The 12,153-nt window shown below is 61.7% G+C and carries 14 protein-coding genes; 10 read left to right on the forward strand and 4 right to left on the reverse strand.

Going from position 1 to position 12,153, the window contains the following annotated elements; genetic code table 11:
- Nucleotides 1–181: 181 nt before the first annotated feature.
- The 4 genes from GOB93_RS05290 to GOB93_RS05305 all read right to left on the reverse strand — a co-directional run bounded on the left by GOB93_RS05290 (nt 182) and on the right by GOB93_RS05305 (nt 3,568).
- Nucleotides 182–1,606: a cytochrome c peroxidase gene (locus GOB93_RS05290; RefSeq protein WP_173582450.1), complete on the reverse strand. Its 1,425-nt coding sequence runs from the start codon at nt 1,604–1,606 to the stop codon at nt 182–184.
- Between the two features lie 112 nt (nt 1,607–1,718).
- The gene (locus GOB93_RS05295) at nt 1,719–2,570 is read right to left on the reverse strand and encodes a DNA-methyltransferase (protein ID WP_173582581.1); all 852 of its coding nucleotides are present in this window, start codon (nt 2,568–2,570) and stop codon (nt 1,719–1,721) included.
- Nucleotides 2,571–2,644: 74 nt separating this feature from the next.
- On the reverse strand, nt 2,645–3,322 hold the full coding sequence (locus GOB93_RS05300; protein WP_173582582.1) for a Tim44/TimA family putative adaptor protein: 678 nt from the start codon (nt 3,320–3,322) through the stop codon (nt 2,645–2,647).
- 66 nt (nt 3,323–3,388) lie between these two features.
- On the reverse strand, nt 3,389–3,568 hold the full coding sequence (locus tag GOB93_RS05305) for a hypothetical protein (RefSeq protein ID WP_173582451.1): 180 nt from the start codon (nt 3,566–3,568) through the stop codon (nt 3,389–3,391).
- 52 nt (nt 3,569–3,620) lie between these two features.
- Between GOB93_RS05305 and GOB93_RS05310 the strand changes: the two genes are divergently transcribed.
- The 10 genes from GOB93_RS05310 to GOB93_RS05355 all read left to right on the forward strand — a co-directional run bounded on the left by GOB93_RS05310 (nt 3,621) and on the right by GOB93_RS05355 (nt 11,966).
- A complete protein-coding gene (locus GOB93_RS05310) occupies nt 3,621–4,160 on the forward strand; it encodes a histidine phosphatase family protein (protein ID WP_173582452.1) in 540 nt (179 codons plus the stop codon).
- A 227-nt stretch (nt 4,161–4,387) separates the two neighbouring features.
- Nucleotides 4,388–4,903 carry a protein-export chaperone SecB gene (secB, locus tag GOB93_RS05315; RefSeq protein ID WP_173582453.1) on the forward strand — a complete coding sequence of 172 codons (516 nt, stop codon included), beginning with the start codon at nt 4,388–4,390 and terminating at the stop codon, nt 4,901–4,903.
- Between the two features lie 234 nt (nt 4,904–5,137).
- Nucleotides 5,138–5,494 (forward strand): hypothetical protein, encoded by a 357-nt coding sequence (locus tag GOB93_RS05320; protein ID WP_173582583.1) that lies wholly within the window; start codon nt 5,138–5,140, stop codon nt 5,492–5,494.
- Nucleotides 5,495–5,703: 209 nt separating this feature from the next.
- Nucleotides 5,704–7,239: a DUF2142 domain-containing protein gene (locus GOB93_RS05325; RefSeq protein ID WP_173582454.1), complete on the forward strand. Its 1,536-nt coding sequence runs from the start codon at nt 5,704–5,706 to the stop codon at nt 7,237–7,239.
- 195 nt (nt 7,240–7,434) lie between these two features.
- A complete protein-coding gene (gene ybaK, locus GOB93_RS05330) occupies nt 7,435–7,914 on the forward strand; it encodes a Cys-tRNA(Pro) deacylase (protein ID WP_173582455.1) in 480 nt (159 codons plus the stop codon).
- A 23-nt stretch (nt 7,915–7,937) separates the two neighbouring features.
- A complete protein-coding gene (gene sucC / locus GOB93_RS05335; protein ID WP_173582456.1) occupies nt 7,938–9,137 on the forward strand; it encodes an ADP-forming succinate--CoA ligase subunit beta in 1,200 nt (399 codons plus the stop codon).
- On the forward strand, nt 9,137–10,018 hold the full coding sequence (gene sucD / locus GOB93_RS05340) for a succinate--CoA ligase subunit alpha (RefSeq protein WP_173582457.1): 882 nt from the start codon (nt 9,137–9,139) through the stop codon (nt 10,016–10,018). Before sucC ends, sucD begins: the two co-directional genes overlap by 1 nt.
- Nucleotides 10,018–10,653: a GNAT family N-acetyltransferase gene (locus GOB93_RS05345; RefSeq protein WP_173582458.1), complete on the forward strand. Its 636-nt coding sequence runs from the start codon at nt 10,018–10,020 to the stop codon at nt 10,651–10,653. The genes sucD and GOB93_RS05345 overlap by 1 nt, the downstream gene beginning before the upstream one ends.
- On the forward strand, nt 10,653–11,531 hold the full coding sequence (locus GOB93_RS05350; RefSeq protein WP_173582459.1) for a carbon-nitrogen hydrolase family protein: 879 nt from the start codon (nt 10,653–10,655) through the stop codon (nt 11,529–11,531). The genes GOB93_RS05345 and GOB93_RS05350 overlap by 1 nt, the downstream gene beginning before the upstream one ends.
- Before the next feature lie 15 nt (nt 11,532–11,546).
- Nucleotides 11,547–11,966, forward strand: a complete 420-nt coding sequence (locus GOB93_RS05355; protein WP_173582460.1) for a ketosteroid isomerase-related protein — start codon at nt 11,547–11,549, stop codon at nt 11,964–11,966.
- Nucleotides 11,967–12,153: the final 187 nt, after the last annotated feature.

Below are 12,153 nucleotides of genomic sequence, written 5' to 3' on the forward strand. Positions count from 1 at the left end.
TGTCTCCTGTTTGCGAAATACATAAACGCCTGAATAAAAGTATCATTATGTGAAGCGCAGCTTCGCGTGATGGTCTCTTCCGGGGACAGGGCAGCGGTGGCATGTTCTTTTCGGAATAAAAAACGGACCGGAGGGAGTGCCTGCCGGCCCGGTTTCGGGTGATGTGCTGTGAAGCGCCGGGTTATTCTGCGGACGCGTCGAGTTTGTCGATCGGGGTGCCTTTGTATTTGCCGGTCAGGGTTTTCAGGAACGCGGTGATGTCGCTGACGTCCTGATCGGAGATATTCTCGTCAGGGGTCTGGTATTTCGCCATCTCGCGGACGGCCTGTTCCAGTGTTGTTGCGCTGCCGTCATGGAACCAGGGGCCGGTCAGGGCGACGTTGCGCAGGGTCGGGATCAGGAAGCGGGAGCGATCGAGCGGGTCGTGGGTGATGGCTTCGCGGCCGTCGTCGGCGTCGGTGAATTTACCGCCGCGGGCTTTGAAGTAATCGCCTTCAAGGCCCATGACCTCCATGGCGCCGCCGCCCATATCCGGGCCGCTGTGGCAGCCGGAGCAGCCGATGGCCTTGAAGCGCTCGTAGCCGCGTTTTTCCTGGTCGCTGAGGGCGGTTTTGTCGCCTTTCAGATACAGATCGAAGCGGCTGTCGGGCGTGATCAGGGTTTTTTCGTATTCGGCGATGGCGTCGGTGATCGTGTTCTGGCCCACCGGCTGTCCGGGATAGATGCGCTCGAATGCCGCGGCGTAATCCGGGTCGGCGGTCAGTTTCGCGGCGACATCGTTCCAGTCATGCGAGCCCATTTCGACGGGGTTCATGACCGGGCCGGCGGCCTGATCGGCGAGGGTTTTCGCGCGGCCGTTCCAGAACTGCACGACGTTGTAGACGGAATTATAGACCGTCGGCACGTTGATCGGGCCTTTCTGGCCGTGGATTCCGGTCGCTGTTGTCAGGTTGTCGACGCCGCCCTTGTCCAGGCCGTGGCAGCTGGCGCAGTTCAGGGTGCCGTCACCGGACAGGCGTTTGTCGAAGAACAGTTTCTGGCCGAGAGCGACCTTGTCGGCGCTGACGGGCCAGCTTTCCGGGATCGGCTGCACGGGTTCGGTGGTGAATTCCGGCGCGACGTCTCTGGCCACGTAATGTTTGCGGCGTTCGTCGTTGACCCAGTTCAGCACGGTCTGGCGCTGGGTTTCTGACAGATGGGCGTGCCAGTGCATCAGCAGATACATCGATGGCGGCATCCGGTTCTGACGGATGACTTCCTCGATGCGGGACAGTTCTTCCTCGGTCGGCGCCTCGCCTTTCTGGAAGGCGGCGATCACCGGCTCCAGGCGGAAATGCCGGAGGCCCTGGTCGAGATCGCGCTGCATGAGCTGCGAAGCGACCGGCAGGTGGAAATAGAACGGAAGATCAGCGCCTTTTGTATGACAGTAGTCACACCGGGCTTCGTGGATCACCTCGAACGCGGCTTTTGCCGCGGCATTGTTCTGTGTCGGAGACTCTGCTGCGAGTTTCGGTCCGCCCGCATGATCAAAACGTGTCAGATACGCGACAGTACCGCCATAGACGATAAGCCCTGCCCCCGCGATCCCCAGAATAACGCCCTTCACTCATATCCTCCGGTCAATGATGTCATGCTCCGTTCCTGAGCACATCCGGTCATTCTGTCAAAGTTATTATTTTTTCCCGCGGACCGCCCGCGACCGCCGTTTCTGTCTGGAATCAGACGTCCGGGGCGTCTTTTAGCCTGCTCCGGGCGATCGTCACATAATCAGGATCAATTTCGATTCCGATTCCGCGCGATCCGGTTTTCTGAGCGGCGAGCAGCGTCGTTCCGGTTCCCATGAACGGGTCGAGCACCACGGCGCCGGCGCGGCCGTGGAGCTGAATGCACAGTTCCGGCAGGCGGACGGGGAAGGTTCCCGGGTGATTGAATTTCTGCTCCCGGTCACGGACGGTCTCGTACGGCACGAACCAGGTGTCGCCCCGGCAGCGGCGGTCCTGGGCGTGACCGCGCCGGGCGATGTTGCTCTTGTCCTTGAACGGCACGCCGGCGCCCAGACGGTCGAGACGGACGTCGCCGTTCAGAGTCAGATGAAAAAGGTGTTCGTGGTTGCGATTGAGATACCGGCCGCTGTTGACTGGCTTGAAATGGCCGAACGAATCATCCGGGACGGCGATCGATTTGACCCAGGAGATATGATTCTGCAGCGCGAAGAGGGCGCGCAGCCGCACGACCAGTTCGAACGGCAGCCAGGGCTCGGCCGAGGTTCCGGCGATATTGAGGAAAAATGACCCGTCCGGGCGCAGGACGCGCCGCAGGGCGGTCGCGATTTCGACCATCCAGTCGAGATAATCGTTTTCCGATCGCCGGTCCTGATAGGAGCGGTAGCCGAGGCCGATATTGTACGGCGGGGATGTGACGATGACATCCACCGATTCCGGCTTCATCCGCCGCAGGACGCGCAGGCAGTCGCCCTGAATGATTTCCTGCCGGCCGATATGGTAGCGTCTGACACGGGCGCGGGCGGCGGGAGGGGCCGCCTGTCCGGCGATATTTTCTGACGTCGTGATATTCTCAGGCCCGCTGATATTCCCGGACCCGGTCTCCGCGACAGGCCTGATATCTGCGACGCAGGCTGTCCGCTTCACGCACTCCGCGCCGCGGCGAGGCGCCACGATGAGCCGGAGACGCCGATGAGGCGCTCGAACGTCCAGAGATCGGAGAACTCGGTTACGGCGTCCGTTCCGGTGACGGGCTTTCCGTCCGGACCGAGGGTCATGCTGATCTGATCGGAGACGATCCGGGCGTCGATGGCGGCGGCGGTGCCCGCGGCGACGTCTTCGATCCGCACGTCCTCGATGGCGATGCTGTTGATGGCGCGGATTTCGCTTTTCTGCACCTCGCTGGCGGCATCGCGGGCGGTGATCGCGGCGTCGAACGCGGTGAAGGCGGCGGGGGTGAGACGCTCGCGCAGGACGTTACGGTCGCCGGCGGCATAGGCGGTCACGACCTGGCGGAAGGCGCCGTCAACGCCGGTCAGGAACTGCTGCGGGGTGAAGCCGCGTTCTTTCGTGGCGAGCAGGGCGAGTTGCTGACCGACGCGGGTTCCGGGAGCGGGGATGTCGAATTTCGGGGATGAGGGCGGCTCGGCCCGGCCTTCGATCACCGGTCCTTCGGCTTCTCTCGGCGCGGGCGTGGGAACCGGCATGGGCTGGAAGCCGACTTTTTTGCCGAGCACGCTGCGCAGTCGCAGCGCGAGGAACGCGGCGATCAGAGCGAAGATAACAATGTCGACCGGAAACCGGCCGAAGGAACCGTCCATCTGCGATGCCACCCAGATCCGAGATACACAGGGCCGGACAGTCCGGCCCGCTTCATGAAGTACTGATTACGTCTTAAGAGAATAGGCGGCGTGGCGGCGCCGCGCAATGACCCGTGCCCCGATAAGGGCGGTAAATCCGTCATATCCGCTTCCGTTCATCCGCAGGTCGGGGCGCAGAACGGGGCGCAGGACGGGTTGCGGAACCGGGCGCCTGTCCTGTGGCTGGCGGGAGGAAGAGCGGGGCAAGGCCACTTTGGTGATTGCACATTATCCGTCCGTTGCTCATATGCGACATATCATGATCGTTCTGAGACACTGCGAAAGCGAATTTAACCGGCTTTTCACCGCGACCCGCCGGGACCCCGGCATTCCGGATCCGCCTTTATCGGAGCATGGCCACCGGCAGGCTGAGGCTCTGGTGCCGGCGCTGGCGGGGGAGAAGATCGACCGCATCATCGTCTCTCCGTTCACCCGGACGCTGCAGACGGCGGCGCCGCTCGCGCAGGCGCTGGGGGTGAAGCCGGTGGTGCATCCGCTGATCCGCGAGCGGGCGGCGTTCTCCTGCGATGTGGGTTCGCCGCCGGCGCGGCTGGCGCTGGCCTGGCCGGAGCTGGATTTTTCGGGGCTGGCGGAGACGTGGTGGACCACCGGCATCGAGACGCCGGAGGAAGTGGAGGAGCGGGCGGCGATTTTCCGGACCGAGATGAGCGCGAGCCCGGTCTGGCGGAAGACGCTGGTGGTCAGTCACTGGGGGTTTCTGATCGCACTGACGGCGGCCAGCATGGAGAATGGCAGCTGGCGGCGCATCGATCCGACGAAGCCGCTGCCTGCGGTCTGAGCCGGGCGGGTTGCCGGGTCCGGGGCGGATGAGCGGCCGGGGGTGAGTTCTGTGGATCGCTGGGGTCGGAAATCCTGCGGATGGCTGGCCGGGCTGTGCTTCGCGGGCCGGTGCGATGGGGTGGCCGGGGCCGGGGTGGTCACGGATGCGCTGTTGGCGAACTCCGGCTATCATGCTACCGCGCGGTAGCTGAAACGCGCCCAAACAGACACAGGAACCAAAGCTACATGTCCGATTCCAGCCAGACGGGTGCGCAGGGCGTCCCCCCTGCCCTGCCGCTCGCCATCAATCTGCAGTACACGAAGGATCTGTCCTTCGAGGTGCCGGCCGGCCCGGAGATTTTCACGGCCCTGCAGGCCGCGCCGCAGATTTCGGTCAATATCGACGTGCAGGCGAACCGTCTTCAGAACGACCAGTCCGTGTTCGAGGTTGCGCTGACGATCAAAACGGAGGCCAGCGAGGCCCCGGCGACCGAGGGTGGTCCGGCCGGCCGCAAGGTCTTTATCGCCGAGCTGACCTATGCCGCCGTCGTGTCTCTGAACAACCCGCCGCCGGAGCTGGTTGAGCCGCTGCTGCTGGTGGAAGTGCCGCGTCTGATCTTCCCTTATGCGCGGAACATTCTTGGCGATGTGACCCGTGATGGCGGCTTCCCGCCTGTGGTGCTGCAGCCGATCGATTTCGTGGCTCTGTGGCAGGCGCGCCGCAATGAGTTCGCGCAGACGGAAGCTGTCGGTCACGCCTGATCCGATCAGGCGGTGTGTGGCCGGAGACAGTCGGGCCGGGCGTTTCGCCGCGGGTCTGGCTGGTTTTCCGGCGGCGTCTTCTGGTGCGTCTCTGGCCGTTCCTCTGCGGGCCGCGTATCTGTTACATGCTCTGACGGGACTGTGTTCATGGCTTACTCTCCGGACCGCAATCCGGCCTCTGGCGCCGGCGTGACAGAAGCGGGTTCCGCCGGGCGGCGCTGGTCTTTTCGCCTGATGTCGCGTGCTGTTCTGCTGGCGGCGATGGTTGGGTCCGTTGGGCTGACGGGCTGCGCTGAGAAGACGCCGGAGGCGACGGCGTCCGTTCCGCCGGCGCGCATTCCGCCGCAGGAATTTCCGCCGGGCACGGTGACCGAGACGCCGCCGCCGGAGAACGTGCAGCTGGTGAACGATCCGTCCGCGCCGGCAAATACGCCGCTCTGTGGCACGGCGGCGCGCGAGGCGAATGCGATGGGGGCGGCGATGTATCCGCAGCCGCTTTCGAGCGGCAATGCCTGCACGCAGAACGCGTGTTTCGACCCGGCGACGCAGACTTATATTGCGTCGGACAATACGCGGCGGGTGTGCCGGTAAGTCATCAGGATGCGGAATCCGGGCTGATCTGAGATCTCAGTGATCCGCCAGGGCTTTCTTCGCACATATGCTCAGATCCGTTTACCGGACAGGTTTCGGCTGAGTCCGGATTGTTTCTGCCGGTCAGAAGGCCGCTTCTGATCAGGAGCGGCCGCCTTCTGCTTCAGTGAAGACGAGGAAGAAGGCAAAGTTTACCTTACAGGACGCCGATGAGCCGCATCAGAGAAAAAAAATCCGCTGTTTTTTCTGGTGTGCGGTTTTTTTCCTATGCTCTCGCAAGGGTTTTTACAAACTGTTCTCTCAGCCGGCTTTATGGCCTGTTCATGCTGGTGACCGGTCCTTTATGCATTCTTCTGACGCCTCCGTTTCAGGCTCCGGATGAACCGAATCATTATTTCCGTGCTCTGCAGATATCCCATGGAAGACTGACCGCTGTCCGGCGCGGCGACACGGAGGCGGGCGCTTATCTGCCTGCCTCCGTCCCCCGGCTAAGCCAGATATTCGATCCTCTGAAATTCGCACCGGACCTCAAAGTTTCACCGCAGATGATCGAACAGGCTTTTGCTTTAAAGCATGACTCGTCGGTCGTTTTCGAGAATCTTCCGAATACGGCGCTCTACCCGCCAACCTCTTATTTCGGTTCGGCGCTCGGCATTGCCGCTGCCCGCGCTGCCGGATCGGGGATGCTGAGCACTTTCTACCTGTCCAGAGCCGGCAATCTGATTCTCTGCGTTCTGCTCGGCATGGCTGCTGTAAGACTGGCGGAAAAAGCTGCCGGCGGCATCGCAGCGCCTTTTCTCGTGATCGTTCTGTCTCTGCCGATGACAATTCACCTGGCGACGACATGCTCTCAGGATGGCGTGATTATCGCTCTTTCCGCACTGGCCTGCGCCGGACTGCTGCGATTGTCTGAATACCCTCCCGGGCGCTGGCCGTGGCGGCTGGTTGCCCTGACGGGGAGCGCTCTCGGTTGTGTCATCGCTGCGAAAAGTCCTTATATCACCCTGGTGTTGCTGCCTTTTCTGCTGCGAAAACATCTGTTTTCCCTGCGTCCGGCGATACTGTCCCTGATCGCCGTCAGCGTGTTTCTGCTCTGGTTTATCGGCGGGCTGAAGCCAGCCATGACGACGACGCCGCAGCAGGCCGGTGGCTCCGTGGCGCTGCAGGCCCGGTTTCTTGTGCATCATCCTTTGCAGTTCTGCGGGCTTTTCTTTCATACGCTGCCTCTCGGCGGACGGGACAATCTGCATCAGTTCATAGGGGTCCTCGGGTGGCTGGATACGCCCGTTCCCGCAGTTTTTCGCGAACTGGCGTATGGATATCTTGCCGCGACCCTGTCTGTTATTCCGCTGTGGCTGCTCGCCCTCTCCCGCTCTGCGTCGCAACAGACGCCGGTGCTGACGGAGTGGCGGATGCGGGCTTTGCGTGTTTTCGCGGCTTCTGCCGCCCTTCTCGCTGCTTTCACTGGCATTTACGTCGCATTATTTCTGAGCTGGACCCGCGTGGGGGAGTCTTTTATCGACGGGGTTCAGGGGCGATATTTTCTGCCCCTCGCCATGATGCTTCCTCTGCTCCCCGTCATTGCGTTTCAGCCGGATCAGTCGGGAACACCGGTTTTCACCGGCCGGTGGTCATATATGCCTGCCCTGCGAAGGGCTGTGACCGTGGCAGTCGCGGTTTTCCTGCTTCTGACGACAATAACGATGTACCACACCCTGGGGTATCGTTACTGGCCTTCCGCCTGACCGGCTCCGGAGCATCAGAAATGCGCGGGGGTTGCGCATTATGTTTATGACGCGATCCGATCCTGATTATCGCCGCAGGTTCAGGGATGCGGACTATTGACGGCGCAGGTCCGCTCCAACTATTCAACGGTCATTGATTTTATAATCTGACATATCAGTGATGATGTGTGGAAAATCTGCCCGGAGCAAGGGATCGTGACGACAGAAACCAGTGCTACGAAATTCCTGACAGAGCAGAACGTTCCGTTTTCGGTTCATACTTACGAGTATGCGCCGGGTGGCGGTCTGATCGGGATGCAGGCGGCGTCCTCGATCGGGGAAGACACGGGGAATGTGCTCAAGACGCTGATTGTCGAGGTCGATAAAAAGACGCCTGTCTGTGTCGTTGTTCCGGTCGATCAGAAAGTGAATCTCAAGGCGGTGGCGGCGCTTTTTGAAGGCCGCAACGCTAAGATGATGAATCCGGAGAAGGCGCATAACCTGACCGGGTATCAGTCGGGCGGCACCAGTCCGTTCGGATCGGTGACGCCTGTGCCGGTTGTGATCGCCAGTCAGGCGATGGACCGGCCCTATATTTATGTCAACGCCGGTGATCGCGGGCTGGTCGTGAAGCTGTCTCCTGCCGATGCGCAGAAGGTCACGAACGCCGTCGTTGCCGACATTGCTGCGGCCTGAGCAGCAGATTTCAGGAACTGTTGATGAATATTCACGAGTATCAGGCAAAGACGCTGCTGAAGTCCTGCGGGATGCCGGTGCCTCAGGGGCATGTGGCTCATTCCGCTGCTGAAGCGAAGGATATTGCGCGGACGCTGCCCGGCGATGTTTTTGTCGTCAAGGCACAGATCCATGCCGGCGGCCGTGGCGCCGGAAAATATGTCGGTGAGCCGGCGACGGGTGGTGTGCGTCTGGCGCGGTCTGCGGGTGAAGTCGAGACTTTTGCCTGTGAGATGATCGACCGGGTGCTGGTCACGAAGCAGACGGGTCCGGAGGGGCGTCTGGTCCGCAAGCTTTATGTCGAGGCGGGCTGTCAGATCGGACGGGAGCTGTATCTGTCGCTGCTGGTGGATCGCGAAAAGCGGCGTCTGACGATTGTGGCCTCGCAGGACGGGGGCATGGATATCGAGGAAGTCGCTGAGAAGACGCCGGAGCGTGTTCTGACGGCATCTGTTGATCCTGGCATGGGGTTTCAGGAGTGGCAGGCGCGGGATCTGGCGGTGCGGCTTGATCTGCGCGGCAAGCAGATCCGTCAGTTCATTCAGGTGCTGCGGGCGGCTTACGACACGTTCACGACGTATGACGCGTCGCTGGTCGAGATCAATCCGCTGGTGGTCACGAAAGAGGGTGATCTTCTGGCGCTCGACGCGAAGATGAGCTTTGACGAGAATGCGTTCTTCCGTCATCGCGATCTTGAGGATCTTCGTGATGAGAACGAGGAAGATCCGCGCGAGCAGGAAGCGGCCCGGTTCGGTCTGTCCTATATCGGGCTGGATGGCACGATCGGCTGCATGGTCAATGGCGCCGGTCTGGCGATGGCGACGATGGACATCATCAACGCCGAGGGCGAGCAGCCGGCGAACTTCCTGGATGTGGGCGGCGGGGCGTCCCGCGAGAAGGTCGCGGCGGCGTTCCGCATTCTGCTGGCCGATCCGAAAGTTGAAGGTGTGCTCGTCAATATTTTCGGCGGTATCATGCGCTGCGATGTGATCGCGGATGCGGTGATCAGCGCGTCGCATGAGGTCGGGCTGAAGGTGCCGCTGGTGGTGCGTCTGGCCGGCACGAATGTTGAGGAAGGTCTGACGAAACTGAAGGACTCCGGTCTGCCGGTTCTGGTGGCGAACGATCTCGGAGACGCTGCGCGGAAGATTGTTGCGGCTGTCCGCGAGGGAAGGAAATCCTGATGTCGATTCTGATCGGTCGCGACACGAAAGTTCTGACGCAGGGTTTTACCGGCGCGCAGGGAACGTTCCATGCGCAGCAGGCGCTGGCTTACGGGACGAAGATGGTTGGTGGCGTCACGCCGGGCAAAGGCGGGACGACGCATCTCGATCTGCCGGTTTTCGACACGGTCTGTGAGGCCCGTGACGCGACGGGCGCAGATGCCTCGGTCATCTATGTGCCGCCTGCGGGGGCGGCGGATGCCATTCTTGAGGCGATTGCAGCGGAGATGCCGCTGATCGTGTGCATCACGGAGGGCATTCCGGTGCTCGACATGGTGCGGGTGCGCTACGCGCTTGACGGGTCGGCCAGCAGGCTGGTCGGGCCGAACTGTCCGGGTGTGATCACGCCGGACGAGTGCAAGATCGGGATCATGCCGGGACCGGCGCACCGGCGCGGGCATGTCGGGATTGTTTCCCGCTCGGGCACGCTGACCTATGAGGCGGTGGCGCAGACGACGGCGCTGGGGCTCGGGCAGAGCACGAGTGTCGGCATCGGCGGCGACCCGGTGAAAGGTCTTGATTTTATCGACGTGCTTGAGATGTTCCTGGCCGATCCGGACACGGATTCCATCATCATGATCGGTGAGATTGGCGGCCGCTCTGAGCTGGATGCGGCGGAGTTTCTGAAACAGGCGCGTTCTTCCAAGCCGGTTGTCGGATTTGTTGCCGGGCAGACGGCGCCTCCGGGGCGCCGGATGGGTCATGCGGGTGCGGTGATTTCCGGTGGTGACGACACGGCGGCGGCCAAGATCGACGCGCTGCGTTCGGCCGGGGTTCACATCTCTTCCAGCCCTGCGCTTCTGGGCGAGACGCTGCAGTCCGTCCTTAAAGGGAAAAACTGATGTCCATTACTGTTGAAACCATGACGGGAACGGCGATCGAGCCGTTTCTGCCGGATCTTGCCCGTCTGCGGATCACGGTGTTTCGTGAATGGCCTTATCTCTATGACGGCGATGTGGCTTATGAAGAGAAATATCTTCAGCTCTACGTGAAAAGCGCCGGTGCGGCGGTCATTCTGGCGCGTGACGGGGAAAAGGTGATCGGGGCATCGACCTGTCTGCCGATGGCGGACGAGATGGACGCCATTCGCGAGCCGTTCGAGAAACGTGGTCTTCCGGTCAGCGATTTCTTCTATTTCGGGGAATCCGTTCTTCAGAAGGAGTATCGCGGGCACGGGCTGGGTGTGCGGTTCTTCCAGGAGCGGGAGAAGCATGCTCTGGAGACCAGCAGCTCGGATTTTGCGACCTTCTGCTCGGTGCGTCGTCCGGAGGTGCATCCGTCGAAGCCGGAAGGGGCGACGACTCTGCATGCATTCTGGGCGAAGCGGGGTTATCATCCGCTGCCGGGCGTGACCTGCTCCATTGACTGGAAGGAACCCGGCGATGAGGGCGAGACGCCGCATCTGCTCGATTTTTTCATTAAATCCCTGCGCGGCAGGCCGGTTCCGGCTGTGCTGCTGAACGGAGAGACCGTCTGATGAACAAGACTCTTCGCCTGGGTGTTCTTGCGTGGCCGGTAGCCCGTTGTGAGACGGTTGAGGATTACGCGAAGCATCTCGATGCGCTGGTTGCCGAGGCGGCGCCGAATGCCGATCTGCTGCTGATGCCTGAGTATTCCTGCATGGAAGTGGCGGGCGCGCTGACGGACAGGCCTGATCCGAACGCCGAGCTGGAAGCGGTCTGTGCGCAGAGCGACGCGATCCTGGCGATCATGCGCGATGCGGCGGTGAAGCATAAGGTCTGGCTGATGCCAGGCACCCTGCCCCGCCCGGAGGCATCCGGTGTGCGCAACCGTGCGCCGCTGATTGCGCCTGACGGGAAGATCGCTTTTCAGGACAAGCATGTCATGACCCGTTTCGAGACGGAGTCCTGGGGCGTGAAAGCCGGCAATCCGCCGGGTGTTTTTGAAACGCCGTGGGGGAAGATCGGCACGTCGATCTGCTACGATTCCGAATTTCCGATGCTGGGGCGGGCTCAGATCGAAGCCGGGGCATGGCTGATTCTGGTTCCGACCTGCACGGATTCCATGCACGGCTTCAATCGCGTGAAGATTTCGGCTGAGGCGCGGGCGCTGGAGAACCAGTGTTTCGTCGCGGTCTCGCCGACGGTTGGCGATGCGCCGTGGCTGGCGACGCTGGACGAGAATCATGGCTGCGCCGGGGTTTACGGGCCGGTCGATCGGGGGTTCCCGGATGATGGCGTGATTGCCGAGGGTAAGCTGGACCAGGGGGGCTGGGTGTATGCCACGCTCGATCCGGCGACGCTGGCTGAGGTTCAGGAAAACGGGGCGGTTCGCAACTGTCGTGACTGGCCGAAATCGGTTCCTGCGCCGCGTGTGATTACGGTCGAAGGCTGAGAGGTAGAAAAATCCATGTCTGCTGAAGAAACACAGAAGATCATCCGGGCGTATTATGACGCCTTCAATCGTGAGGACAACGAGGCGGTTCTGGCGCTGCTTGCTGACGATGTCGTGCATGACATCAATCAGGGTGGCCAGGAGGTCGGTCGTGACAAATTCCGGACATTCCTTTCCAAAATGGAAGGGCATTACAAGGAAGAGTCAAAAGGACTGGTTATCATGACCACGCCTGACGGCACGCGTGCGGCGGCTGAGTTTGCCGTGCACGGGGCTTATGTGAAGACGGAAATCGGTCTGCCGCCGGCGAAGGGTCAGAAATACGTGCTGCCGGTCGGGGCGTTTTTTGAAGTGCGGGACGGGAAGATCGCGCGCGTGACCAACTACTACAATCTGCCGCTCTGGACGAAGCAGATCGACGCGGCTTCGGTCTGAGGGGATGGTCATCCGGGGCGCTGCCCCGGTCCCCGCAAAGGGGCGCGGTCCCTTTGATCCCGGTTTGTTTCTGAGAAAGTGATCCGCAGAAGGCTGGGAATTTTTCAGAGCCGGGTTTGTCTGCTTTTGCGGGGCTCTGCCCCGCACCCCGGCAGGAGGCGCGGCCTCCTGCACCTCAGCTTATTAA

Source organism: Acetobacter musti, assembly GCF_011516835.1.
Taxonomy (GTDB): Bacteria; Pseudomonadota; Alphaproteobacteria; order Acetobacterales; family Acetobacteraceae; genus Acetobacter; species Acetobacter musti.

Bases quoted from the DNA above. Each gene is read 5' to 3' on its own strand.
- sucC (WP_173582456.1), top strand. From the start codon at position 7,938: ATGAATATTCACGAGTATCAGGCAAAGACGCTGCTGAAGTCCTGCGGG.
- secB (WP_173582453.1), top strand. From the start codon at position 4,388: ATGTCCGATTCCAGCCAGACGGGTGCGCAGGGCGTCCCCCCTGCCCTG.
- GOB93_RS05355 (WP_173582460.1), top strand. From the start codon at position 11,547: ATGTCTGCTGAAGAAACACAGAAGATCATCCGGGCGTATTATGACGCC.
- GOB93_RS05325 (WP_173582454.1), top strand. From the start codon at position 5,704: ATGAGCCGCATCAGAGAAAAAAAATCCGCTGTTTTTTCTGGTGTGCGG.
- sucD (WP_173582457.1), top strand. From the start codon at position 9,137: ATGTCGATTCTGATCGGTCGCGACACGAAAGTTCTGACGCAGGGTTTT.
- GOB93_RS05310 (WP_173582452.1), top strand. From the start codon at position 3,621: ATGATCGTTCTGAGACACTGCGAAAGCGAATTTAACCGGCTTTTCACC.
- GOB93_RS05345 (WP_173582458.1), top strand. From the start codon at position 10,018: ATGTCCATTACTGTTGAAACCATGACGGGAACGGCGATCGAGCCGTTT.
- GOB93_RS05350 (WP_173582459.1), top strand. From the start codon at position 10,653: ATGAACAAGACTCTTCGCCTGGGTGTTCTTGCGTGGCCGGTAGCCCGT.
- GOB93_RS05300 (WP_173582582.1), bottom strand. From the start codon at position 3,322: ATGGACGGTTCCTTCGGCCGGTTTCCGGTCGACATTGTTATCTTCGCT.
- GOB93_RS05320 (WP_173582583.1), top strand. From the start codon at position 5,138: ATGTCGCGTGCTGTTCTGCTGGCGGCGATGGTTGGGTCCGTTGGGCTG.